This is a genomic window from Streptosporangium sp. NPDC048886, from assembly GCF_055586905.1.
Genome location: NZ_JBVJHH010000052.1, coordinates 20,995 through 43,806 on the forward strand (window position 1 = coordinate 20,995; position 22,812 = coordinate 43,806).

A 22,812-nucleotide genomic window follows, 5' to 3' on the forward strand; every position below is an offset into this window, starting at 1 on the left:
GTCACCGTAGGGTCAACTAATTAACTTCGTCAAGAATTTAATTCCGCGCGGATCGGCGGTACATTTCCCGGACCGACATCGCCCCCAAGGAGTGCCCCACCGTGATCGAGTACGACCTCCAGCAGCGGATCTGGCTGCTCAGCACGCCGACGACCGCGTACGCGCTGAGGCTGGACGACGACGGCACGCCGCGGCACGTGCACTGGGGACGCCCTCTGACGTTGGAGCAGGCGGCGGCGGTGCCGCGGTTCCGCGACCCGGCGGACAGCAGCTTCGAGCACCCGCGGGCGGACGGGGTGGAGCTGCCCGTCACCGGGTTCGGGCCGGCCGCGCTCCAGGTCCGCTTCCCCGGCGGCGGACAGGAGATCGAATGGCGGTATGACGGGCACGCGGTGGACGGCGGCCACCTGACGATCCTGCTGCGCGACCGGCGCCATCCGCTCGCCGTCGAGCTGCACTACCGGGTGCATGAGGACGTCGACGTGCTGGAGCGGTGGACCGTGCTGCGGCACACCGGGGACGGCGCGCCGATCGAGCTGCTGCGCGCGGACTCGGCCTCGTGGGCGGTTCCCCACCTGGCGGCCTACCGGCTGAGCCACGTGACCGGGGCGTGGGGGAGTGAGTTCCGGCTGCGCCGCGAGGCCGTGCCCGGGGGTGAGACCGTGTTGACCAGCCGGCGGGGTGTGTCGGGGCACCACGCCAATCCATGGGCCATGATCGATGACGGCACGGCCGGCGAGGAGCACGGCGAGGTGTGGAGCTCCGCGCTGGCCTGGAGCGGGAGCTGGCGGATCACGCTGCACCGTTCGCCCGCCGAACGCCTGTGCTGGAGCGGCGGGTTCGGCCACGAGGGCGTCACCTGGCGGTTGGAGCCGGGCGAGACGCTGGAGACGCCGGTGTTCGCGGGCCTGTACCGCCCCGACGGATTCGGCGGGACGAGCCGGTCCTGGCACGCCTACATCGCGCGGCACGTGTTGCCCGCCGCCTCCGAGTCGCGTCCGGTGCTCTACAACTCGTGGGAGGCGACCGGCTGGGCGGTGACGGAGGAGGGGCAGAAGCGCCTGGCGGGCCTGGCGGCCGAGGTCGGCGCGGAGCTGTTCGTCATGGACGACGGCTGGTTCGGCGCGCGCGACAGTGACGAGGCCGGTCTCGGCGACTGGACGCCGAACCCCGGCAAGTTCCCCGCGGGGCTGGACGGGCTGATCGCCGAGGTGCACCGGCTCGGCATGCGGTTCGGGATCTGGGTGGAGCCGGAGATGGTCAATCCGGACAGCGACCTCTACCGCGCCCATCCCGACTGGGTGCTGCGTCAGCCGGACCGGCACCGCACGCTGCTGCGCAACCAGCTGGTGCTCGACTTCGGGCGGCCCGAGGTGGCCGCGTGGGCGCACGACTGGCTGGACCGGCTGGTGGCCGGACACCCGATCGACTTCCTCAAATGGGACATGAACCGGGCCTTCACCGAGGCGGGACGGCCCGGGGCCGGCGACCCGGGCCGGGTGTGGATCGAGCATGTGCGCGGCGTCTACGAGGTGATGGATCGGCTGCGCGCCGACCACCCCCGGCTGCGGATCGAGGCGTGCGCGGGCGGCGGCGGCCGGGTCGACCTCGGCGTGCTGCGCCGCACCGACGAGGCGTGGACCTCCGACAACACCGACGCCGCCGACCGGATCGCGATCCAGCACGGGTACGGGCAGATCTATCCCGCCCGCACAATGGCGGCCTGGGTGACCGACAGCCCCCACTTCCTGACCGGCCGGGAGCTGCCGCTCCGGTTCCGCTTCCACGTGGCGATGGCCGGCGTGCTCGGCGTGGGCGGCGACCTGTCACGCTGGAGCGCCGCCGAGCGTGCGGAGGCGGCGGAGCTGGTCGCGATGTACAAGGAGATCCGCCCGGTCGTCCAGCACGGCGTTCACCACCGGCTGGGGGAGCCGCCGCTGACCGGCGCGCAGTATGTCGCGGGCGACCGGGTGGTCGTGCTCGCCTGGCGGCTCTCCTCCCGCTTCGGGGCCCCGCCCGTCCCGCTGCGGCTGCGCGGCCTGGACCCGGACGCCCGCTACCGCGACGACGACACGGAGGCCGTCCACTATGGGGCCGTCCTCCTGGCGCACGGCCTGCCCCTCGAACTGCCGGGCGCCGACCACGCCAGCGCCCTCGTCCGCCTGACCCGCATCGCCTGAATCGCTCAGCTCGGTGTCCGGCGTCCCGGACGTAGACGAGACGCTCTCCTACATGGCAAGAAGGATCTTGCCGAGCACGTGGGCGAGGCGATCCTGGTCCTCCTGGACGTAGCTCTCGGCGGCCCCGGGATGTCGGGCAGGGGGTGGTCGGCGATGGAGACGTACACTCCGGCCAGCGGAAGCGCCGCGGCATCCGCCAGCGGAACCGTGGTGGGGGCGGCCGCCGGCAGCCGGGTGGGCAGGGCGATCTGCTCGGCCCAGGTACCGCGGCCGGTGGCGACCTGTGCCGACATCGCGATCACCCGGTCCCCGGGGCGGTAGCCGGGGTGGTCGGTGGCGATGACGACTACCAGGTGCGGGCACGCCGGTTCTTCCCTGTGGTGTCCCCGGGACCGGAGTTGATCTGTGCTGTCACGGATCTGGGGAGCCGGCGAAGGGTGAGAATGCCCAGTGCCATGTGCAGGGCGCCGGCCACCGCGGCGGCCAGGTGCAGGCCGGAGACGAAGGCCGTCTTCGCCTCGGCGACCACCGCGGGCGCGAGGCCCGGAAGCTGGAGGGTCTCATCCAGGGTGGGTGCCAGGTCCGGCCCCTGAAGTCGGAAGACCAGGGCAGCGAGCGAGCCGAGAAGCGCGATGCCGAGGGCGTTGCCGATCTCGTTGCTGGTCTCTGCGAGCGCGCCCGCCGAGCCGGCTCGTTCCGCGGGAACGGCACCGACGGCAGTGTCGGCGACAACGCTGAAACAGATGCCGTAGCCGACGCCCGAGATGACTGTGGAGGCGACGTACCAGCCGATCCCGCCCGTGATCGCCGTGGGGAGCAGGAACAGCAGGCCCGCCGCGATGGAGAAGTGGCAGATGATGAGGGCGGTTCGCTTTCCGATGCGATCGACCACGAAGGGGGTGACGACGCAGGTGATGGTGAGAACCACGGCGCCGGGAAGCGCGAGGAGCGCCGTGTGCAGGACAGGCAGGTCGAGGATGGACTGAAGGTAGATGCCCGCCAGGTACGCGGCCGCTGACCACGCCGCCAGTGGCAGCAGACCGGTGATGATCGCCACCGTGAAGACCCGGTCGCGGAAGAGCGAGAAATCGATCAACGGGTGCTGAAGGCTCCGCTGCCGACGGACAAACCATGTCAGCAGCACCAGCCCTGCGATCCCCACGAGAACCGGGATGATCGACAGACCTTCGGCGGCGGCGTGCTTGAGGCCGTAGATCGTGAGCAGCAGGCCGGTCGCGGAGGTCACGACACTGATCGCGTCGACGCGACCCGGGCGAGTCGCGCGCACCTCACGGAGCAGGATCGGCGCGAAGAACAGGAACAGGGCGATGACGGGAAGGTTGATCAAGAAGACCGAGCCCCACCAGAACCTTTCCAACAGGATGCCGCCGGCGACCGGACCGACGGCGAAGCCCGCCGCGAACGCCGCGGCGAAGACGCCGATGGCTTGCGCCCGTCGCCGCGGGTCGGCGAACAGCTCACTCAACACGGCCAGAGCCGATGGCAGAAGGGTCGCACCTGCTACTCCCATCAGCGCACGGGCGACGATCAAAAGCTCGGCGCTGGGCGCGAACGCCGCCGCCGCGGAGCCGACGCCGAAGACCGCCGCGCCGATCAGGAGCAACCTCAGCCGGCCGTACCGGTCGCCGATGTTACCGAACGCGACCAGCAGGGAGCCGACGGCGAAGCCGTAGACGTCCAGAATCCACAAGGCCTGGTCGGCGGTTGGCCTGAGGGCCTGGCTGATCCGGGGTATCGCCAGGAACAGGATCGACCCGTCCATGGAGACCAGCAGTACGGGCCCGAGGATCACCAGAAGGCCGAGCCAGGCCCGCAGGCCCGGTGAGTTGTGCGCGTGCTGTCGAGACATGTTGTCGACAGTGCGGCAGGAGGGGGTCGGCAACCATCCCCCTGCTGTGGGTGCACCCAGCAGGTATACCCACAGGCGTGCTCGGTCGGCCTAGGCTCGATGTCGTGGAAAGTCTCGGAGCGTTTCTGAAGAGCCGTCGTGATCGGGTCACGCCGGCTGAGATCGGGCTACGCACGTTCGGAACCGCTCGCCGGGTTCCCGGCCTGCGACGTGAAGAGCTCGCCCAGCTCGCGGGGGTCAGCGCCGGATACTACACACGCCTGGAACAGGGGCAGGCGGAAACCGCCTCCAAGCAGGTGCTCGACGCCCTCGCACGGGTGCTGCAGCTCGACCGGATCGAAGCCGTTCACCTGCACAACCTCGCTCGACAACCCGCGAATCCCCGGCTGTCCCAGCCGCCCCACGAGGAGCCCCACCCACGCGTTCTCGCACTCCTGGAATCGCTCGGGGACGCGACGCCGGCGGTCGTGCTCGGCCGCCGTGGCGACGTGCTCGCATGGAACCGCACAGGTCACGCGCTCATGGCCGAGCACATCGCATTCGACGCACCACAGGAGCCGACACACCGCCCGTCCATCCCGAGGATGTTCTTCCTCGATCCGCTCTCCCGTGACCTGCACCGCAACTGGGACGAGCTGGCCCGCATCCACGTCGCCTATCTCCGGCTCACCGCGGGCCGCTTCCCCACGGACGCACGCCTGGCGGAGTTGATTGGCGAGCTCACGATGCGCAGCGACGAGTTCGCGATGATGTGGACGATCGGAGAGGTCGCCGACTGCACCGTGGGCACCATGCACCTGCAACATCCCACCGTCGGTGCCGCGAGCGTGGCCTACCAGGTCTGGCTTCAGCCCGACAGCCCCGACCACCGGCTTGAGATATACACCCCGGACGACCCGAGCTCCGCCGACGCCCTGCGAATCCTGGCGCATCAAAGCCGCCGGCACACCGGGTCAACCCCTGGCACCGGATCCGTTCGGTGACGGCGCGGCGGAAGAAATCGGCCAGGGGGAGCAGGAGAGTCACCGTTCAGCCGAACCGTACCGGCTCGTGCATTCAGGGCGCCGGTGATACCTCGCGGGCCGGGACGTCGGCAAACAGGACTGGCCGGCGCACCGGGTCGACTGGCTACGCCTGAGAACGCCGAACGGCCCGCGCTCCGTCCCCGGCCCCCGATCTATCGACGCCGTCGCCGTCGTGTAACAGCCCGGCGGGGGGACCGGGCGGCGCCTGCTACGCCGCCCGGCTCGCCGACGCGGTGGCGGGCCTGCGCCACGGCGAGCCCCTCGCCGATCCGGGCGTGGCGCACCCGGTGACGCTGGAACATGGCTGGCGCGTGGGCATCGCCGAGGTGCAGCCCACGATGGACGAGCACCGCGCGCAGGGCGCAGAGCGTCGGCACCTGGCCGGCCGCTCTAAGCGCCGCTCGCCGGATCTGACGCAGGCGGATGGGAGTGGGCCACAGGGCCTGATACGGCCTTCAGCGCGTTCTACCCGGCCGGAGCCTCCTCGCCGGCCCGCCGCTCGGGTCCGTACCGGGGTTGAGGAACCCCGGCCCAGGCCCGGCTTCGCCGACCAGCGGCGCGCGGCGGCCCGGACGGCCTCACCGGGTCTGGGTGACAGCGCCGCCTGCTCGCCCAAGAACGCACCTACCGGCCACCGGCGGCCGGCGAGGGCCGGCGTCGGCCGGTCGGGGCGGCGCACAACGGCGGATTCCGTCCCGGCCGACCCGATCACTGGGAGGGGTGATCCAGCTCAGCATCGCACGCCGGGTTGCGCACGGTCAGGCTTGGTCAGGTCGTGCAGGCGGTTTCGTGCGGCCGTCCGTCCTCGACCCTCGCGATGGGCTCGCCGGCGAGATCTTGCAACGCGCTCTTCAGAGCGGTCCGAGCCGAGGGGGCTAGGTCGGCCAGGAGTCGGTCCTCTACTGCCTCGACGTCGCCGCGGGCGGCTTTGAGGGCACGGCTGCCTTCGGTGGTGACCTCGATGATGCGCGCCCTGCGGTCGGCGGGGTCCGGCCGGCGGCGGACCAGACCAGCGCTTTCCAGTTCGTCAAGGATGAGAACCAGCTTGCTCTTGTCGACCGACACGGCCTGGGCGAGGGCGAGCTGGGTGCGGGCGGGGGCTTCAACGATCGCCATCAATACCGTGTAGCCCCACAGGGTCATGCCGTGCTCACGCACGACTACGGTCTCGGCCGTGGCCAGGCCCTGCTTCAGGCGCGCGAACAGCCAGTGCAGGTCCTGGTGCAACCAGCTGCCGGGCGAGTCTTCCGGGGCGGGAGCGTTGGCCATGCTCAGCATGATACCAAGCCAAGATGTTCTTGACTCAAGACCATCTTGGTTTATATTGATTGCGAATTCAGATCATCTTGAATGTGGGGCAACCTTGTGACGCATCTTCTCCATCTGGACGCCAGCGGACGCAGTGACTCGTTCTCGCGCAGGCTCGGCAAGACCTTCGTGGCTGACTGGCGGACCACCCATCCCGACGGGGCCTACACCTATCGCGACCTGGTGGCCGACCCGGTGCCGCCCATCGACGAGGACCGCGTCCACCTCGCCACCCAGTCATCCGTAAACGGGGTGCGCGACATCGAGACCATGGACAAAGTGGCCGCCGGCACCCCCGAAGTGGCCAGGAGCTGGGCAGCCACCCGCCCGCTGGTGGAGCAACTCCTCGCGGCCGACGTCCTGCTCCTGGGCGTTCCGATGTACAACTTCACGGTGCCCGCCGCGCTCAAGGCGTGGATCGACCGCGTGACCCTGCCCTGGCTGCCGCTCAAGGGAAAGTCGGCCGTGGTGCTGAGCGCGCGCGGCGGAGGCTACGGGCCGGGAACGCCCCGCGAGCAGTTCGACTTCCAGGAGCCCTATCTGCGCGCCTACTTCTCCGTGCTCGGACTGGACGACGTGGAGTTCGTCCATGCCGAGCTCACCCATGCCACGGTCATGCCCTTCCTCGCGCAGTTCCGCGACCAGCACGAGGACTCCCACGCCGCGGCGCTCGACGCGGTGCACACCCTGGCGACCCGAGCGCACGCCAAGACGCCGTCCTGACCACGGCTCTCTGCCCGATCAGCGAAGACAAGAGGACAACCGCACCATGAACACAGATCTCAACGGCCGCGTGGTCCTGATCACTGGCGCGTCGACCGGGATCGGCGCCGCGACCGCCCGCGCCTATGGACACGAAGGCGCCCGGGTGGCGATCACCTACCGCAACAACCTGGACAACGCCGAGAAGGTGGCCGCCGACGTCGAGGCCTCCGGCGGGCAGGCGTACGTCGTCCGGCTCGACCTCGAAGACCCGCCCACCATTGACCACGCCGTCGCGAGCGTCGTCGAGCACTGGGGCGGGATCGACGTCCTTGTCGCCAATGCCGTGCGCTGGGGCGGCGACGGGCCACCGGACCCCGGTCTCCGGTTCGAGGACGTACCGCTGCAGGAATGGGACGCGATGATCAGTGCCAACCTGATCGGAACAGCGGCCACGGTCCGGGCGGTCCTGCCCGGCATGCGGGCCAAGGGCTGGGGCCGAATCGTGCTGATCTCCTCGAGCGTCGCCGAGGAGGGCCTGCCCGGGCCGGGCCCCTACGGCACCGCCAAATCGGGCCTGTACGGCCTCGCCCGCAGCCTGGCCTGGAACGGCGGCCGGGACGGGATCCTGGTCAACGTCGTGGCACCGGGCTTCACCCTCACCGACAGCCGCCCCGACATCCCGGCGTTCGTCACCGACGCCCTCGCCACCGCCACCCCCACCCGTAGGCTCTCCCACTCCGACGATGTGGCCAACCTCATCGTCTTCCTGGGCTCGGGGGCCAACGGCAACCTCACCGGTGAGGTGATCCGGGACGGCTCCGCCGCCGCACGTGCACCGCACATCAGCGGATAGCAGGTCAAACCCCGCATCACCTGAATCCGCTTCCCGTCCGGCCACGCGGGCGGGGAGCGGTTCTCACCTGCCGCCCGGCCGCCGGTGTTCGACCCCGCCATCTGCGCGGCCGAGGGACTCCGTCGGATTCGGCTGTCGGCAGGCAGGTTGTCACTTCGTTGAATGCGCTGCTGGGGCTGCGGAGGGGGTAGCGGCCCGTAGGAGGTCTCGCCAGTCGGCGGGCCAGTTGGCCAGCGCGAAGATGCCGGCGATGACGAGGTGCGTCGGCGCGGCCCAGCTTTCAGCCGGCACATCGTGGTTGATGATGTGCGTGGTGACCGCTCCGGTGAGCACGAACGCCAGCATGGTGGCGCCCAGGAAGCGTGTCCGTCTGCTGGGGATCACGAGCAGAATGGCGCTGAGACCTTCCAGGCCGCCGATGACGAAACGCATCCAGGACGGGTAACCCCACTCGACGAACTGCGTCGAGTAGGGCGGGCCGAAGAACGTTTCGCCGGGCCAGTACTTGGTGATGGCGCCCAACGCGAACTGGAAGGCCCAGAACCAGTACACGCCGGTCATCAAACGCCGCTGCCACACTCGGGTGGTCATACATCTGTCCTTTCAAGGAAGATCGCCGACGGGGGTCGGCGCCTAGACAGGGAGCGCGGGCCGGTCCCCGGTCTCGCCGGATGTGGCGTGGCCGGGGAGCCTGCGCGAGGTCCGTGGGTCAGGAGGCGTAGGTGGTGACTTTCCACAGATAGCCGTCCGGGTCGCTGAAGTAGCCGAAGTACCCGCCCCACTGGGCGGGGGCCGCCTCCTTGACCACGCTGCCGCCGGCAGCCACCGCGTTGCGCATCATCTCGTCCACGACTTGCCTGGAGTCGGGGCTGAAGTGGAGTGAGGCGCCGCGGAATCCGGATCCTTCCGCGGAGACGCCGGCGTCCTTCGCCGCTGCCTCCCATTCGTAGAGAGCCAGCTGTGGTGATCCCTCGCCCAGGTCGAACGAGACGAAATGACGGGTGTCCTTGTCGATCTCGCAGCCCAGGCTTGCATAGAAGTTCTTGGCGCGGGCCAGGTCCTTGACGCCGAGCATGATGGCGCTTACCTGCAATGACACGAGTCTCTCCTGGTGATTTCGGTACGTGTGCTGCCTGACCGGCAGGCCGGGCATCCGGGCCGGGCTCGGATGTCACATCGGCGTGGGTTCGCCGGTCAATCGATATGACCGCCGAAACGGAGGAATGTGACAGATGGTCGAGCAAGATTGGGTCAGCGAGCGGTTCGCCGAGCACCAGGACCGCTTGCATGCGTTGGCCTACCGGATGCTCGGCTCAGCCGGCGAGGCCGAGGACGCGGTGCAGGAGGCGTGGCTGCGGGTCAGCCGTGCCGACACCGGCCAGGTGGAGAATCCGGGAGGGTGGCTGACCACGGTCGTCGCCCGGGTCTGCCTGAACATGCTCGAGGCACGCCGCAACCGGCGTGAGGACTCGGCCGGGGCGCTGCCGCCCGAGCCGGACGCGCCGCACGCGAGTATCCACCCGGCTGGCCAGGCCGGCCCCGAGGACGAGGCGCTGCTGGCCGATTCGGTCGGTGTCGCGCTGATGGTGGTGCTGGACACGCTGGCTCCCGCAGAGCGGCTCGCGTTCGTCCTGCATGACGTCTTCGCCGTGTCGTTCGGCGAGATCGGCCCCATCATCGACCGCTCCCCGGCGGCGGCCCGGCAACTCGCCAGCCGTGCCCGGCGCCGGGTGCAAGGAGCGGCCGGGGCGTCCGATGCCGCGCGATCGGCGAAGCGGGACATCGTCGAGGCCTTCCTCGCCGCCGCCCGGGGCGGGAATTTCGCCGCCCTGCTCGAGCTGCTCGATCCGGACGCCGTGGTCGGCGAGGTCCGCGGTGGCCGCGAGGTGGCGGCCTTCTTCGCCGCACGACGGGCTCAGGCCGCCCGGCTCGCCCTGGTCGACGGCGTCCCGGCGGCCGTCTGGTCGCACCTCGGCCGGCCGAAGGCCGTCTTCATGTTCACCGTCAACGACGAAAAGATCAGCCGCATCGATATCGACACCGACCCCGACCGGCTCCGCGACCTCGACATCGTCATTCTTACCGCCAACGACAAGGAGCGGCGTTGACCCGCACAGACTTCAAACTCTCCTCTTGCACTCTCACCGTCCACGACCTCGACGAGGCGCTCGGTTTCTACCGTGACGTGCTCGGTTTCGAGATACGCGACGACGACGGATCTGAGGGAACGCGATGGGTGAGCATCGGCTCCCCGTCGCAGTCGGACGTGCAGATCTTCCTCCAGTCCCCAGGCGCGGACCCGGGTGTCTCGCCGGCCGACCGGCAGGCGATCGCGGACCTGGTGGCCAAGGGACTGCTGGGCCGTCTCGACTTCGTCACCGATGACTGCGACGCCACCTTCGAGCACATCGAGGCCGCGGGCGCCGACGTGATGCAAGAACCGATCAACCAGCCCGACGGCGTCCGCGACTGTGCCTTCCTCGATCCCTCCGGCAACATGCTGCGGTTCACCCAGCCGAAGCAGGCGGTCTTGGCCCCGCTCGGCTAGCACACCACGACCAAGGGCCCTGCTGACCGGCTGGCGCTCTCGGCGGCGCCGTCGCCGACGGCCATCCGGAACCAGCGGCGGGCGGCCACGGAAGCGGCGGCGGGCGGGCAGTGGAACCGCAGGCCCTGTCTCGGGCCGCCGTCACCGCGCCGGGCGGGGCCGGATACGATCGCGTGTATGGATCATGTCGCGGTGCGGGAGTTCGTGGACGGCTGGGTGGCGGCATGGAACGCCCATGACCTGGACGCGTTGCTGGCTCACTTCGCGGAGGATGTGACATTCCGTTCGCCGGTCGCGGCGCAGCTCGTCGGCGGCGATGGGACCATCCACGGCAAGGCAGCGCTGCGCGCCTACTGGGCGGAGGGGCTGCGGCGCATCCCCGACCTGCGCTTCGAGGTCCTCAACTCCTACGTCGGCGTCGACTGCCTGGTCATCAACTACCGCAACCAAAAAGGCGGCCTGGTCAACGAGGTGCTGATCTTCGACGGCCCGCTGGTGGTCGAGGGGTATGGGACGTACCTCGGCGACGACGCGAACCCCGCCGGCGCGACAGCGGGCTGAACGCGCCGGTTGCGCCGATGCCGGTGAAGGCGGCGTAGGCCGTGCCGACGGGCAGGGTCTCCATGGGGTGCGGCCGGAGTACGGCAGAAAGACACCGCGGGCGGTGGATCGGCGTAGGTGACCGGGTGTTCGTCCAACGGGCACGCACCCCGGGTGCGTCTGGTAGGAGAACACCGCACCCGCGGCCCGCACGGCACCGCAGGCCCAAAGTCCCGCCGGTCACCAGCACCGCCTCCGGACAGCTGCCGATCCGCCGGGGAGACGTCAAGATCGGTTAGCGTAGAGACACCCGATTCTCATTTTTCGCGGCACCGCTGATGGCAGCGATCGACCTCCCGGACGTGCGCCGACGATCGCTCGCCGGACCCGGCCGCCGCGACCGACCATCCAGCGACCGTCCTCCAGCGAAAGAGATCCATGACCCACCGGTCTGATGGCGCCCGTCCCGCCTACGCCTTCGACAACGCCAACGCCCACGCCGGAGGCCAGCACGACAGTCTCGCCCGGCTACTGGATCCCGGCACCTTCCAGCGCCTCGAACAGACCGCGATCACCGATGGCTGGGAATGCCTGGAGATAGGCGCCGGCGGCGGCAGCGTCGCCATCTGGCTCGCCGAACGCGTCGCCCCCACCGGCCGCGTGCTCGCCACCGACATCCAGCCGCAACTCATCCCCGACGTTCCCGGTCTCACCGTGGCCAGGCATGATGTGACCACCGATCCGCTGCTGGACGACGCCTTCGATCTGATCCACGCCCGTCTGGTCCTCAGCCACCTCCCCGAACGCCACCAGGTTCTCCGCAAGCTCCTCGCCGCGCTCAAGCCAGGTGGAGTCATCCAGATCGATGAGATCGACACCACGCACTGGCCGATCCTCACCGCGGCGACACAGCAGGACGCCAAGGCCTACCACGCCTACCTCCTCGGGCTCGTCGGCGTCCTGCGCGCAGCCGGCGCCGACCCGTCCTGGGGCCCGCAGGTCGCCGCCGCCCTCACCGACGCCGGGTTCACCGACGTCGACCCACAGTGTCACAGCGAGGTATGGGGACCGGATTCAGCCGGGGCGGCGCTGCTGCTCAGCAACAGCCGGCATCTGGAGCCGGCCCTGCTGGCACACGGTCTGACGGAATCGGACCTCGAGGCGGCCCGTGCGGCGATCGTCCATCCCGTTTTCCGGGCGGTGTCCTTCACCGTGCACACCGTCCAGGCGCGCAGGCCCGCTTGATCGCAGAAGATCCGGCCACTCATCAGCGGCCCGCCCGCCGCGGAGCGAACGGCAGCACCCGCACCCGCCGACCCCCTCGGTCGTCGGGGAACGCCCGCCTTCTTGGGCAGGCGGATGAACAGGCCCGATGCGGGGGAAACTCCTGCCTGACAGCGGAGCCGATCACGCACAGCCGCGTTACCCCGGGTAACGCCGACCCGGGTGGAGGGCCGTAATCCATGCTGCTGCCTGCGGGATGCCATGTCGGCCGCTACGGCGACTGTTCGGCGGCGGACTGCGCCGGTCGGCTCGCGAGGGTGCCACGTTCGCGGCCGCCACTCAGTCGAGACAGAACTCGTTGCCCTCGATGTCCTGCATCACGAGGCACGACTCGTTGTCGTCGTCGGCAGGCAGTAGTCGCACGCGTACCGCGCCGAGCGCGATCAGTCGTGCGCATTCGGCCTCAAGCGCGGCCAGGCGCTCTTCCCCCACGAGTCCGGTGCCGACCCGCACGTCAAGGTGGAGCCGATTCTTGACGACCTTGCCTTCGGGAACGCGCTGGAAGAACAGTCGCGGGCCCACACCTGAGGGATCGACGCACGCGAACGCCGACCCCTGACGCTCAGGCGGCAGTGCGCGATCGAAATCGTCCCAAGTGGCAAACCCCTTCGGTGGTGGCGGCACGACGTACCCCAACACCTCGCACCAGAAACGAGCGACGCGCTCGGGGTCCGCGCAGTCGAAGGTGACTTGAATCTGCCTGATCGATGCCATCGGTCCATCGTAGGGGCGGGGGCTTCCGTCGTCTCCCACGGGCCCGCTCCCCCGCCCACCCGGCCGGCGGCCCCTGTCCCGCACGCCGCTGGAGGCGTGCGGGACGCGGAGCATCAGAGGTCGCGCTCCTGCTCGTCGAGAATGGCGAGCGCGATCTTGACAGCGCCCGCCGCATCGCCGGCCTCGATCGCCTCGTACAGTTCCTGATGAGAGGAGTCGGAGCTGAGCACGGCACGTTCCATGCAGTGGTCGCGGAGGAGCGTGTCGCGCACCGCCTCGCTCATGCCGCGATACAGGTCCAGCAGCACCGGGTTGTGCGAAGCCGCGGCGATGGACAGGTGGAAGCCGAGGTCGGCGTCGGCGAACGCGTCGAGATCTATGGCCTGGTGGGCGGTGGTGCGCCGCTCCAGCGTCTCCCTCAGCGCGTCAAGGTCCTCCGGTGTCCGTCGTTCGGCGGCCAGCCGGGCCGCCACGAGGTCCAGGCCGCGCCGCACGTCGATGATGTCCATCGTCGCCGCGCGGTCGAGGCGGCGCTTGAGCGCCACCTCGCTCTCGTCCGTGGCGGTGACATAGGTCCCGTCGCCCTGACGTGTGGTGAGCAGGCCGGCGTGGACAAGGACGCGGACGGCCTCGCGTACTGACAGCCTGCTCACGCCCAGCACCTCGGCCAGCTGGCTCTCTGAGGGGATCTTTGTGCCGACCGGCCAGACGCCGCTCGAGATCTCTTCGCGGAGCTCACGTATGGCGGAGTCGACGAGGGTGGTCCGGCCCACTTGCCGCATTCGTCCTCTTCTCTAATCATCTGATGTCTGATAATTCTATGCCACTGTTGCCCGCAAGTTAAGGGGATCAGCCGGTATGGCTCAGATTCTGTTCACCGATGTCCGCCCCCACGATGTCCTGGTCGAAGACGGCCGCGTCGTCCCCCTGGAACGCAGAACAGAAGGATGCGAGGTGGTGGAAGCGGGCGGACTGCTCGCCCTGCCCGCCCCGGTCGACGCGCACGTCCACCCCGACAAGACCACCTGGGGCCAGCCCTGGCTGAGCCGTACTCCGGCCCAGACGCTGCGCGACCTGATCGAGGGTGATGTCGCGGCGCGGGCGGGGATGGCGGCGCCGGTGGCGGAGCGGGCCGGAGCGCTCATGGATCACGCGATCGCACGCGGTACGCGGGCGTGGCGGGCGCACGTGGACGTCGCCCCGGTGTACGGGCTGAGCAACGTGCACGGCGTGCGGGAGGCGGCCCGGGCGCGTGAGGGCCTGCTGGAGGTGCAGATCGTCGCCTTCCCCCAGCTCGGGCTGCTCTCGATGCCGGGGACGGCGGAGCTGATGGAGCAGTCGCTGAAGGAGGGCGCGGACATCCTCGGCGGGCTCGACCCCGTGGGCGTCGACGGCGACCTGCACGGACACCTCGACCTGCTGTACGGCATGGCCGAGCGGCACGCCGTACCGGTCGACATCCACCTGCACGACGGCGGTGAGCAAGGGGTCGCGCAGGTGCTGGAGATCGCTCGCAGGGCGAAGTCCAGCGGTGTGCCGACCACGATCAGCCACGCCTTCTGCCTGGCCGACCGGGAGGACCTCGCCGAGACGCTGGCTGAGGCGAAGGTCGCGCTGACCACCTGCGCGCTCGGCGCGGACCCGGTCCTGCCCGTCGGTCCGCTGCTCGAAGCCGGCGTGCTGGTCGGCCTCGGATCCGACGGGGTGCGGGATCCGTGGACGCCGTTCGGCGACGGCGACATGATCAACCGCGCGCACCTGCTCGCCTACCGCACCGACGCCCGCACCGATGAGGAGCTGGCCACGTGCTACGAGATCGCGGCGCACGGAGGCGCCGCCCTGCTGGGCCTGGAGCCGGCGCGGCTCCAGCCCGGCGACCCCGCCGACTTCATCCTGGTCCGCGCCGAGTCCACGGCCCAAGCCGTCGTGGACAGGCCCACCCCCCAGTTCGTCGTCCGCAACGGACACGTTCGCGAAAGGTCCTATTGATGATCCGTCGAGCCATACCCGTGGCCACCGCCCTCGCGCTGGCCCTGACCGCGTGCGGCCAGCAGGCCGCATCACCGCAACAGCAACAACAGCAAGGAGCGGGCGGAGCGCCCAAGCTGGAGCTCAAAACCGTCACCGCCCCGGCCGCCGGGGAACTGGACAAGGTGACGTGGAACCTGCCGTACGAGCCGCAGACGGTCGACCCGATCAGGTCGTTCAACTACGCCGAGAACACCGTGCTGGCCAACATGTGCGAGAGCCTGCTGCGGCTGACCCCCGAGTTCGGCATCGAACCCGGCCTGGCCGAGAAGGCCGACAACCCCAGCCCGACCACGTGGGTCTACACGATCCGCGACGGCGTGAAGTTCTGGGACGGCACGCCGCTGACCGCCGAGGACGTCGCGGCCAGCCTCAACCGCCACCTCGATCCCGCACTCGGCACCTGGTGGGGCGACTACTTCCACACCGTGGAGTCGATCAAGGCGACGGGGCCGATGCAGGTCACCGTCACGTTGAAGCAGCCCGACGTGCTGTTCAACCAGGCGATGGCCTCCGCGGCGGGCGCGATCGTCTCCGCCGAGTACGCCAAGAAGAAGGACCTGGGCTCGCCCACCGGCGGGGTGATGTGCACCGGCCCGTACGAGTACGAGAGCTGGAAGTCCGGCGACTCGCTGACGATCAAGCGCAACGACGCCTACTGGGACACCGCGTTGCGGCCCAAGACCAAGGAGCTGGTCTTCCGGTTCATCGCCGACGAGACCACCGCCGTCAACGCGCTGCGCTCCGGCGAGGTGGACGGGCAGTACTTCTACCTGCCTCCCGCGGGACTCGGCCAGCTCCAGCAGTCCACGACCGGCTCGGTCACGCTCGGCAGGTCGCTGACCTTCTGGACGCTGCTGGGCGCCGCCAAGACCGGCCCGTACGCCGATCCCAAGGTCCGCCAGGCCCTGTCGCTGGCGCTGGACCGGGCGGCCATCTCCAAGGTGGTCTTCCAGGGGACGGCGGTGCCGCAGCGCACCCTCGCGGGCGCCGAATACTGGGGATACCAGCGGGACGTCTTCCAGAAGGCCTATGAGGCGCTCCCTCCGGAGACGCCCGACCTGGCCAAGGCCAAGCAGCTGCTCACCGAGGCCGGCTCGCCCACCCAGACCATCACCATCGGGATCCAGGGCAGCTCGGCCGTCCACGAGCAGACCGCCAACCTGATCAAGGCGACCGGCGAGGCGCTCGGCCTGAAGATCGAGATCAAGGTGATCCCCGTCGAACAGTACGGGAACCTCTACAGCGACCCCAAGGCCCGTGAGGGCATCGACGCCTTCATCTCCACCTGGTACGGCAACGTGCCCGACCCGCTCGACATCTACACCGTCTTCCTGGCGGGCGGCCGCACCAACTTCAACGACTACGCGGCCGTGGACGCCGACATCACCAAGGCGCGGGCGGCCTACGACGAGGCGGCGCGGGCGGCGCTGGTGACGACGATCCAGCAGAAGGTCACCACCGACGTGCCGTGGATGCCGCTGAACAACCTGCCGGTGATCCTGTACATGAACAAGCGGGTGACCGGAGCCGTCGCCTCCTTCCCCTACCTGTACTACCCGTGGGCCGCGGGGCTCGGCGCGGCATGAGGTTCCTGGCGAAACGGCTGGCAGGGCTGATCGCGGTCCTGCTGGTCGCCTCCTTCCTGGTGTACGGCCTGCTCTACCTGGTGCCCGGCGGCCCGATGGCGTTCCTGCTCGGCAACCGCAGCGGCACCCCCGAGCAGGTCGCGGCCATCCGCGCGCAGTACCACCTGGACGATCCGTTCCTGCTGCGCTACGCCGCCTGGCTGCGTGACGCGGTGACGGGCGACTTCGGCACCTCCCTGGTCTACCGGCAGGATGTCTCCGCGCTGATGGCCTCCCGGGCGACGACGACCGTCTTCCTGGTGGTCTACGCGACGCTGCTGATCGTGGCCGGGGGCGTGGTCATGGGCTTGCTGGCCGGGCTGCGCGGCGGCAAGGCCGACGGCGCGGTCAGCCTGATCTCCTCGGTGTTCCTGGCCACGCCGCCGTTCGTGATCGGGGTGATCCTCGTCATCGTCTTCGCGCTGGGACTGGGCTGGTTCCCGGTCTTCGGGCCCGGTAGCGGGTTCGGTGACCGCATCCACCACCTCACGCTCCCGGCGACAACGCTCAGCCTGGCCAGCGCCGCGTTCCTCGCCCGTATCACGCGGGCCTCGGTGTCCGAGGAGTTGGGCCGGGAGCACGTGGAGACCGCCCGCAGCCGCGGCCTGGCCGAGGGGCACATCGTCCGCAGGCACGTGCTGCGCAACGCGGCCATCCCGGTGGTGACCGTGGTCGGCCTGAACGTCGCCGGGCTGATCGCGGGCTCGGTCGTGGTGGAGAGCATCTTCGCCCTGGACGGCCTGGGCTCGTTGTTCGTCCGCGCGATCCTGCAACGCGACTTCGCGATCGTCCAGGCGGTGGTGCTCGTGCTCGTCACCGCCTTCGTCCTGATCAATCTGGTGGTGGACCTGTGCTACTCCGCTCTCGACCCGCGCCTGTCGCGGCAGTGACCCGCCGCCTGGGCGGGCTGGGCGTGGCCGCTGCCGTCCTGCTGGCCGCCACCGTGGTGATCACCCTGCTCGCGCCGCTGCTCGCGCCCTACGACCCCGACCTACCCGACCTGTTCAACGCGCTGGGCGGCGCTTCCGTCGCGCATCCCCTGGGCGGGGACGCCCTGGGCCGGGATGTGCTGTCCCGGCTGATGTACGGCGCGCGGACCACGTTGCTCGCCCCGGTGCTGGTGATCTGTGTCGCGAGTGTCGCGGGGACCACGCTGGCGATCGTCGCCGCCTGGGCCGGCGGCAAGGTGGACGCGGTCATCTCCCGCCTGCTGGATGTGCTGTTCTCCGTGCCCGGCATCGTTTTCGCGCTGGTCACCGTGGCCGTCCTCGGTCCCGGCATCCCCGGCGTGGTGATCGGCCTGGCCGTCGCCTACACCCCGTACGTGGCTCGGGTGGTGCGGAGCGCGGCGCTGCGTGAGCGCAGCCTGCCATACGTGGCCGCCGCCTGGGTGCAGGGCCGTTCCGCGACCGCCATCTGCCTGCGCCATCTGCTGCCCAACCTGCGGCCGATCATCGTCGCCCAGTCGGTCTCCGCGCTCGGCTTCGCGGTGATCGACGTGGCGGCGGTCTCCTTCCTTGGGCTGGGCGTGCAGCCGCCCACGGCCGACTGGGGGTTGATGGTCAAGAGCGGTTTGGACAGCGCCATGCGGGGCCAGCCGCTGGAGGCGCTGAGCGCGGGCCTGCTGATCGCGCTGGTGGTGGCCGCGGTGAACCTGTTGGGTGATCGCCTGGGGAGGCAGCCGTGAGCCTGTTGACGTTGGAAGGCTTCGGCCTGGCCGTGCCGTACGGACGGAGCTGGCGGACGCTGGTGGAGCAGGTGGACCTGACCATCGGCAGAGGGGAGGCCGTCGGGCTGGTGGGGGAGTCCGGGTCGGGCAAGTCGATGACCGCCCGGGCGGTCATCGGCCTGACCCCGCCGGGCGCCCGCGTGACCGGCAGGATCGTCTTCGACGGCGCCGAGGTGCCCTCGGGCAGGGAACTGCGGCGGCTGCGGGCCAAGCGGATCGCGATGATCTTCCAGGATCCGCGGGCGCACATCAACCCCGTCCGCAGCGTCGGCGACTTCCTCACCGAAGCCATGGTCCATAACCTGCGGATGCCGGTACGGCAGGCGTCGGCGCGAGCCGTACAGCTCCTCAAGGAGGTCGGTATCACCGACGGTGAGCGGCGCCTGCGCCAGCACCCCCACGAACTCTCCGGCGGCCTGCTGCAACGCGTCATGATCGCATCCGTACTCGCCGTCGAACCCGACCTGGTGCTGGCCGACGAGCCGACCACCGCACTGGATGTGACCACCCAGTCAGAGGTCATGGCCATCTTGGACGAGCTGCGCCGTGAGCACGGCATGGCCATGCTGTTGATCACCCACGACCTGGAGCTGGCCGCCGCGACATGTGACCGGCTCGCGGTGATGTACGCGGGCCGGATCGTGGAGGACCTTGACGGCGAGCCGCGCCACCCCTACACGCGCGGCCTCATGAGATCACGCCCCAGTTTGGCGGGAACGGTGCACCGGCTGCCGGTGATCCCCGGACGGCCCGTGGCGGCCTTCGAAGCCGAGGAGGGCTGCGCGTTCGCGCCACGCTGCGACCTGGCCGAGCCGCGTTGCCGGGAGAGCCGGCCGCCGTCCGTCCGCGGGGTCGCCTGCCTGAGAGCGGAGGAGACGGCATGAGCGTGATCGAAGCGGAGCGGCTACGGAAGACGTACGGCACCGCCACCGCGGTCGATGAGGTCTCCTTCACCGTGGCCGAAGGTGAGTCGCTGGCCATCGTGGGGGAGTCCGGGTCGGGGAAGACCACCGTCGCCCGCATGCTGCTCGGCCTGGAGACGCCCACCAGTGGGACGATCAGCGTCTGCGGGCGGCCGCGTCCGGCAGGCCGGGTGTCGGCCGGGGAGCGGCGCAGACGGGCACGAGAGATCCAGATCGTCTTCCAGGACCCCTATTCCTCGCTGGACAAGCTGCAGCGGGTCGGCGACGTCGTCGAAACGAGCCTTGCCCTGCACTTCTCGCCCACCCCCGCCGAGCGGCGGAAGAAGGCGCTGGACCTGCTCGAATCCGTGGGCCTGGCCGAACGTCACGCCGCGATGCTGCCCAGACAGCTGTCCGGAGGGCAGCGCCAGCGGGTGGCCATCGCCCGCGCCCTGGCGGTGGAGCCACGCGTGCTGGTGCTGGACGAGGCGGTCGCCGCGCTCGACGTCTCGATCCAGGCGCAGATCCTCAACCTGCTCGCCGACATCCGCGAGCAGCGGTCGATCAGCTATGTCTTCATCTCCCACGACCTGGCCGTGGTCAACCAGATCAGCGACACGGCCGTCGTGATGCGTCACGGCCGCGTCGTGGAGCGAGGAACCACCCGCGCCCTGCTGCGCGAGCCGCGGGAGGAATACACCAAAGCCCTGCTGGCCGCCGTACCCAGGCCCGGATGGAAGCCGACCCGGAGGAACACACAGTGAGCACTCTCGTCAGGGCGTCGTCCGTCATCGGCTTCGACGGCGACGACCATGTCATCCACCGCGACGCGTGCGTCGTCTACGACCGCGACCGGATCGTCCACGTCGGCCGCTCCTACGACGGCCCGGTCGACGAGGTGATCGACGCCGGTGAGGCGATCGTCGGGCCGGGCTTCATCGACCTGGACGCGCTGGCCGACATCGACCACGCCATCCTCGACACCTGGCACGCCGATTCCAGCGGGCTGGGATGGTCACAGGACTACGCCGTCAACCGGCGCCGTGCCGTCTTCCCGCTCGAGGACACGCTCTTCATGCGGGAGTACGCGCTCACCCAGCTCATCCGCAACGGCATCACCACGGCGATGCCGATCGCCGCCGAGACGCACAGCGCCTGGGCCGAGTCGTACGAGGAGCTCGCCGGCGTCGTGGAGATCGCCGGACGGCTCGGCCTGCGCATGTACTTGGGTCCGTCCTACCGCTCCGGCGTGCCGGTGCTGCGTGCCGACGGCAGCAGGGACGTGCACTGGGAGCCCGAGCTCGGCGAGAAGGGGCTCGCCGACGCGATCCGCTTCGTCCGGGACGTCGACGGCGCCTACGACGGCCGGATCCGAGGGGCGCTGCTGCCCTGCCGCATCGAGACCGTCACCCTCGACCTGCTGCGCGCCACCGCCCGAGCCGCGGAGGAACTCGACTGCCTGGTCCGCCTGCACTGCATGCAGGGGCTGACGGAGCTGCGGTTGCTGCGCGAACGGTACGGCCGGCACCCGCTGGACGTGCTGGCAGAGGTGGGCCTGCTCGGTCCCCGGCTGCTGATCCCACACGCCCTGTACCTCGGTGACCCCGAGACGCCGTTCGAGGGATCACCGGACCGGCTCGCTGCCCTGGCCGGGATCGTGCACTGCCCCCTCACCTTCGTCAGGTACGGCGATGCGCTCCGCGACTTCGACCGTTACCGGGAGGCCGGCGTGAACATGGCGCTGGGCACCGACTCCTTCCCGCCCGACATGATCCGCAACATGGACTACGGCAACAACCTGGCCAAGCTGGTCACCGGACGGCTGGAGGCGGGCTCGGCCGCCGACTATTACCGGGCCGCCACGCTGGGCGGCGCCCGCGCGCTGGGCCGGGACGACCTGGGCAGGCTCGCCCCCGGCGCCAAGGCCGACCTGGTCGTCGTGGACCTCTCCGGCCCGCGCACCGGCCCCGTCGACGACCCGATCAGGACGTTGCTGATGAACTGCACGGGCGCCGACGTGTCCACCGTGGTGATCGACGGCCGGCCGGTGATGCGCGACCGGATGATCGCGGGGGTGGATGAGGAGTCGATGCGGCTCCGCGCACAGACCTACTTCGAGACGATGAAGGCCGCCTACTCCGAGCGTGACCACATGCGCCGCGACCCGGCGCTGTTGTTCCCCGCGTCCTTCCGCGTCGTCGAGGCCGGCTCATGAGCGGCGCCGGCCTCTTCACCGAGCTCAGCGCCGGACTCGCCGCCGAGCTCGACACCCGGCTCGCCGCGGCGGACGAGCGACTGCGTACGGCCTACCCCGGTGAGCCGTCCGGCCGGCAGCCGGTGCACACCGTCTACGTCCCGGCCGACCGCTACACCTCGGACACCGTACGAGCATGGGGCCGGGAGGCCCGGGCGGCGCTGGCCGAGCACGGCCGGACCGTCATGGAATTCGCCGACGCGCTCGACCTGCCGCCGCGGACGGCGGCGGAGGTGTATGACCGGGTCCGGGCCAAGCTGGAGCGCGAGCCGGTCGAAGACCTGAGGATCGACTTCGAGGACGGCTACGGCGACCGCTCGGACGCCGACGAGGACGCCACCGCCCAGGCCGCCGCGGAGGCCCTCACCGCCGCTGTCGCCTCCGGCGGCGGCTCGCCCTTCTGCGGAATCCGATTCAAGAGTTTCGAGGCGCCGACCAGGCGGCGCGGCCTGCGCACCCTGGCGATCTTCCTGGAGACCCTCGGCCCGCCGCCCGACGGCTTCGTCGTCACGCTCCCGAAGGTGACATCCGTCGAGCAGGTGGAGGCGATGGTGCTGGCCGCCGAGCGGCTGGAAGCGGCGTACGGGCTGGAAGGCGGGAGCCTGCGGTTCGAGATCCAGGTGGAGACACCGCAGGCGATCCTCGGTACGGAGGGCGTCTCGCCGCTGGCATCGATGATCCGCGCCTCGGCCGGGCGCTGCACGGGCCTGCACTACGGCACCTACGACTACTCGGCGGCGCTCGGGGTGTCGGCGGCGTACCAGAGTGTGGAGCATCCGGTCGCCGACCACGCCAAGGCGGTGATGCAGGTCGCCGCCGCCGGTACCGGCGTACGCGTCAGCGACGGCTCGACCAACGTGCTCCCGGTCGGCGACACCGACGCGGTCCGCGCCGCCTGGCGGCTGCACGCGCGCCTGGTCCGGCGCGCCCTGGAGGGCGGCATCCACCAGGGCTGGGACCTGCATCCGGCCCAGCTCCCCAGCCGGTACGGCGCCGTCTACGCGTTCTTCCGTGAGGGACTGCCCGCCGCGGCCGCCCGGCTGCGCGGCTATCTCGACCGCGCGGATTCGGGCTTCCTCGACGAGCCCGCGACCGTCCGGGCGATGGCCGGGTTCCTCGTCCGCGGCCTTGCCTGCGGCGCCGTCGATGAGGCCGAGGTCGGTACCCTCGCCGGCATCGCCCCACCCGGGCTCCGCGCCCTGACCCGGCCGGCCGGGCCAGGGCGCCTCGGACGGGTGGACTGA

23 protein-coding genes are annotated in these 22,812 nt (G+C 70.3%); 17 read left to right on the forward strand and 6 right to left on the reverse strand.

Going from position 1 to position 22,812, the window contains the following annotated elements; all coding sequences use genetic code 11:
- The first annotated feature begins 101 nt into the window (after positions 1 to 101).
- Complete coding sequence (locus ACZ6R6_RS42185; RefSeq protein ID WP_470102548.1) at positions 102 to 2,180, forward strand: alpha-galactosidase; 2,079 nt, start codon at positions 102 to 104, stop codon at positions 2,178 to 2,180.
- A gap of 78 nt (positions 2,181 to 2,258) precedes the next feature.
- Positions 2,259 to 2,501, forward strand: a complete 243-nt coding sequence (locus ACZ6R6_RS42190) for a hypothetical protein (protein ID WP_470102549.1) — start codon at positions 2,259 to 2,261, stop codon at positions 2,499 to 2,501.
- Positions 2,502 to 2,526: 25 nt separating this feature from the next.
- Here ACZ6R6_RS42190 and ACZ6R6_RS42195 read toward each other — a convergent pair whose 3' ends face one another.
- The gene (locus tag ACZ6R6_RS42195) at positions 2,527 to 4,050 is read right to left on the reverse strand and encodes an MFS transporter (RefSeq protein WP_470102550.1); all 1,524 of its coding nucleotides are present in this window, start codon (positions 4,048 to 4,050) and stop codon (positions 2,527 to 2,529) included.
- Between the two features lie 104 nt (positions 4,051 to 4,154).
- On the opposite strand from ACZ6R6_RS42195, the gene ACZ6R6_RS42200 reads away from it, so the two are divergent.
- Positions 4,155 to 5,033: a helix-turn-helix transcriptional regulator gene (locus ACZ6R6_RS42200; RefSeq protein WP_470102551.1), complete on the forward strand. Its 879-nt coding sequence runs from the start codon at positions 4,155 to 4,157 to the stop codon at positions 5,031 to 5,033.
- Positions 5,034 to 5,843: 810 nt separating this feature from the next.
- Here ACZ6R6_RS42200 and ACZ6R6_RS42205 read toward each other — a convergent pair.
- Positions 5,844 to 6,344, reverse strand: coding sequence for a MarR family winged helix-turn-helix transcriptional regulator (locus tag ACZ6R6_RS42205; protein WP_470102552.1), 501 nt, complete (start codon positions 6,342 to 6,344; stop codon positions 5,844 to 5,846).
- A 96-nt stretch (positions 6,345 to 6,440) separates the two neighbouring features.
- Between ACZ6R6_RS42205 and ACZ6R6_RS42210 the strand changes: the two genes are divergently transcribed.
- Complete coding sequence (locus ACZ6R6_RS42210; RefSeq protein ID WP_470102553.1) at positions 6,441 to 7,106, forward strand: FMN-dependent NADH-azoreductase; 666 nt, start codon at positions 6,441 to 6,443, stop codon at positions 7,104 to 7,106.
- A 46-nt stretch (positions 7,107 to 7,152) separates the two neighbouring features.
- The gene (locus tag ACZ6R6_RS42215; protein ID WP_470102554.1) at positions 7,153 to 7,941 is read left to right on the forward strand and encodes an SDR family NAD(P)-dependent oxidoreductase; all 789 of its coding nucleotides are present in this window, start codon (positions 7,153 to 7,155) and stop codon (positions 7,939 to 7,941) included.
- A 150-nt stretch (positions 7,942 to 8,091) separates the two neighbouring features.
- On the opposite strand, the gene ACZ6R6_RS42220 is transcribed toward ACZ6R6_RS42215, so the two are convergent.
- Both ACZ6R6_RS42220 and ACZ6R6_RS42225 read right to left on the reverse strand, forming a co-directional pair.
- Positions 8,092 to 8,532 (reverse strand): DoxX family protein, encoded by a 441-nt coding sequence (locus ACZ6R6_RS42220; protein ID WP_470102555.1) that lies wholly within the window; start codon positions 8,530 to 8,532, stop codon positions 8,092 to 8,094.
- A gap of 118 nt (positions 8,533 to 8,650) precedes the next feature.
- Positions 8,651 to 9,040, reverse strand: coding sequence for a VOC family protein (locus tag ACZ6R6_RS42225; protein WP_470102556.1), 390 nt, complete (start codon positions 9,038 to 9,040; stop codon positions 8,651 to 8,653).
- 133 nt (positions 9,041 to 9,173) lie between these two features.
- On the opposite strand from ACZ6R6_RS42225, the gene ACZ6R6_RS42230 reads away from it, so the two are divergent.
- The 4 genes from ACZ6R6_RS42230 to ACZ6R6_RS42245 all read left to right on the forward strand — a co-directional run bounded on the left by ACZ6R6_RS42230 (position 9,174) and on the right by ACZ6R6_RS42245 (position 12,274).
- A complete protein-coding gene (locus ACZ6R6_RS42230) occupies positions 9,174 to 10,049 on the forward strand; it encodes a sigma-70 family RNA polymerase sigma factor (protein WP_470102557.1) in 876 nt (291 codons plus the stop codon).
- Positions 10,046 to 10,489 (forward strand): VOC family protein, encoded by a 444-nt coding sequence (locus ACZ6R6_RS42235; RefSeq protein WP_470102558.1) that lies wholly within the window; start codon positions 10,046 to 10,048, stop codon positions 10,487 to 10,489. Before ACZ6R6_RS42230 ends, ACZ6R6_RS42235 begins: the two co-directional genes overlap by 4 nt.
- 177 nt (positions 10,490 to 10,666) lie before the next feature.
- Entirely contained in the window at positions 10,667 to 11,050 is a 384-nt protein-coding gene (locus tag ACZ6R6_RS42240) for a nuclear transport factor 2 family protein (RefSeq protein WP_470102559.1), read from the forward strand.
- A gap of 417 nt (positions 11,051 to 11,467) precedes the next feature.
- Positions 11,468 to 12,274, forward strand: a complete 807-nt coding sequence (locus tag ACZ6R6_RS42245) for a class I SAM-dependent methyltransferase (RefSeq protein WP_470102560.1) — start codon at positions 11,468 to 11,470, stop codon at positions 12,272 to 12,274.
- Positions 12,275 to 12,592: 318 nt separating this feature from the next.
- On the opposite strand, the gene ACZ6R6_RS42250 is transcribed toward ACZ6R6_RS42245, so the two are convergent.
- Both ACZ6R6_RS42250 and ACZ6R6_RS42255 read right to left on the reverse strand, forming a co-directional pair.
- Positions 12,593 to 13,027, reverse strand: coding sequence for a VOC family protein (locus ACZ6R6_RS42250; RefSeq protein WP_470102561.1), 435 nt, complete (start codon positions 13,025 to 13,027; stop codon positions 12,593 to 12,595).
- 113 nt (positions 13,028 to 13,140) lie between these two features.
- Positions 13,141 to 13,809 (reverse strand): FadR/GntR family transcriptional regulator, encoded by a 669-nt coding sequence (locus ACZ6R6_RS42255; RefSeq protein ID WP_470102562.1) that lies wholly within the window; start codon positions 13,807 to 13,809, stop codon positions 13,141 to 13,143.
- Positions 13,810 to 13,885: 76 nt separating this feature from the next.
- Between ACZ6R6_RS42255 and ACZ6R6_RS42260 the strand changes: the two genes are divergently transcribed.
- Genes ACZ6R6_RS42260 through ACZ6R6_RS42295 form a run of 8 tightly spaced genes read left to right on the forward strand, consistent with a single transcriptional unit; the run spans position 13,886 to position 22,812 of the window.
- On the forward strand, positions 13,886 to 15,016 hold the full coding sequence (locus tag ACZ6R6_RS42260) for an amidohydrolase family protein (protein ID WP_470102563.1): 1,131 nt from the start codon (positions 13,886 to 13,888) through the stop codon (positions 15,014 to 15,016).
- Positions 15,016 to 16,644: an ABC transporter substrate-binding protein gene (locus tag ACZ6R6_RS42265; RefSeq protein ID WP_470102564.1), complete on the forward strand. Its 1,629-nt coding sequence runs from the start codon at positions 15,016 to 15,018 to the stop codon at positions 16,642 to 16,644. Before ACZ6R6_RS42260 ends, ACZ6R6_RS42265 begins: the two co-directional genes overlap by 1 nt.
- A complete protein-coding gene (locus ACZ6R6_RS42270; protein ID WP_470102565.1) occupies positions 16,641 to 17,573 on the forward strand; it encodes an ABC transporter permease in 933 nt (310 codons plus the stop codon). Before ACZ6R6_RS42265 ends, ACZ6R6_RS42270 begins: the two co-directional genes overlap by 4 nt.
- The gene (locus ACZ6R6_RS42275; protein WP_470102566.1) at positions 17,570 to 18,370 is read left to right on the forward strand and encodes an ABC transporter permease; all 801 of its coding nucleotides are present in this window, start codon (positions 17,570 to 17,572) and stop codon (positions 18,368 to 18,370) included. The genes ACZ6R6_RS42270 and ACZ6R6_RS42275 overlap by 4 nt, the downstream gene beginning before the upstream one ends.
- Positions 18,367 to 19,296: an ABC transporter ATP-binding protein gene (locus tag ACZ6R6_RS42280; protein ID WP_470102567.1), complete on the forward strand. Its 930-nt coding sequence runs from the start codon at positions 18,367 to 18,369 to the stop codon at positions 19,294 to 19,296. The genes ACZ6R6_RS42275 and ACZ6R6_RS42280 overlap by 4 nt, the downstream gene beginning before the upstream one ends.
- On the forward strand, positions 19,293 to 20,078 hold the full coding sequence (locus tag ACZ6R6_RS42285; RefSeq protein ID WP_470102568.1) for an ABC transporter ATP-binding protein: 786 nt from the start codon (positions 19,293 to 19,295) through the stop codon (positions 20,076 to 20,078). Before ACZ6R6_RS42280 ends, ACZ6R6_RS42285 begins: the two co-directional genes overlap by 4 nt.
- On the forward strand, positions 20,075 to 21,529 hold the full coding sequence (locus ACZ6R6_RS42290) for an amidohydrolase family protein (protein WP_470102569.1): 1,455 nt from the start codon (positions 20,075 to 20,077) through the stop codon (positions 21,527 to 21,529). Before ACZ6R6_RS42285 ends, ACZ6R6_RS42290 begins: the two co-directional genes overlap by 4 nt.
- Entirely contained in the window at positions 21,526 to 22,812 is a 1,287-nt protein-coding gene (locus ACZ6R6_RS42295) for a DUF6986 family protein (protein ID WP_470102570.1), read from the forward strand. Before ACZ6R6_RS42290 ends, ACZ6R6_RS42295 begins: the two co-directional genes overlap by 4 nt.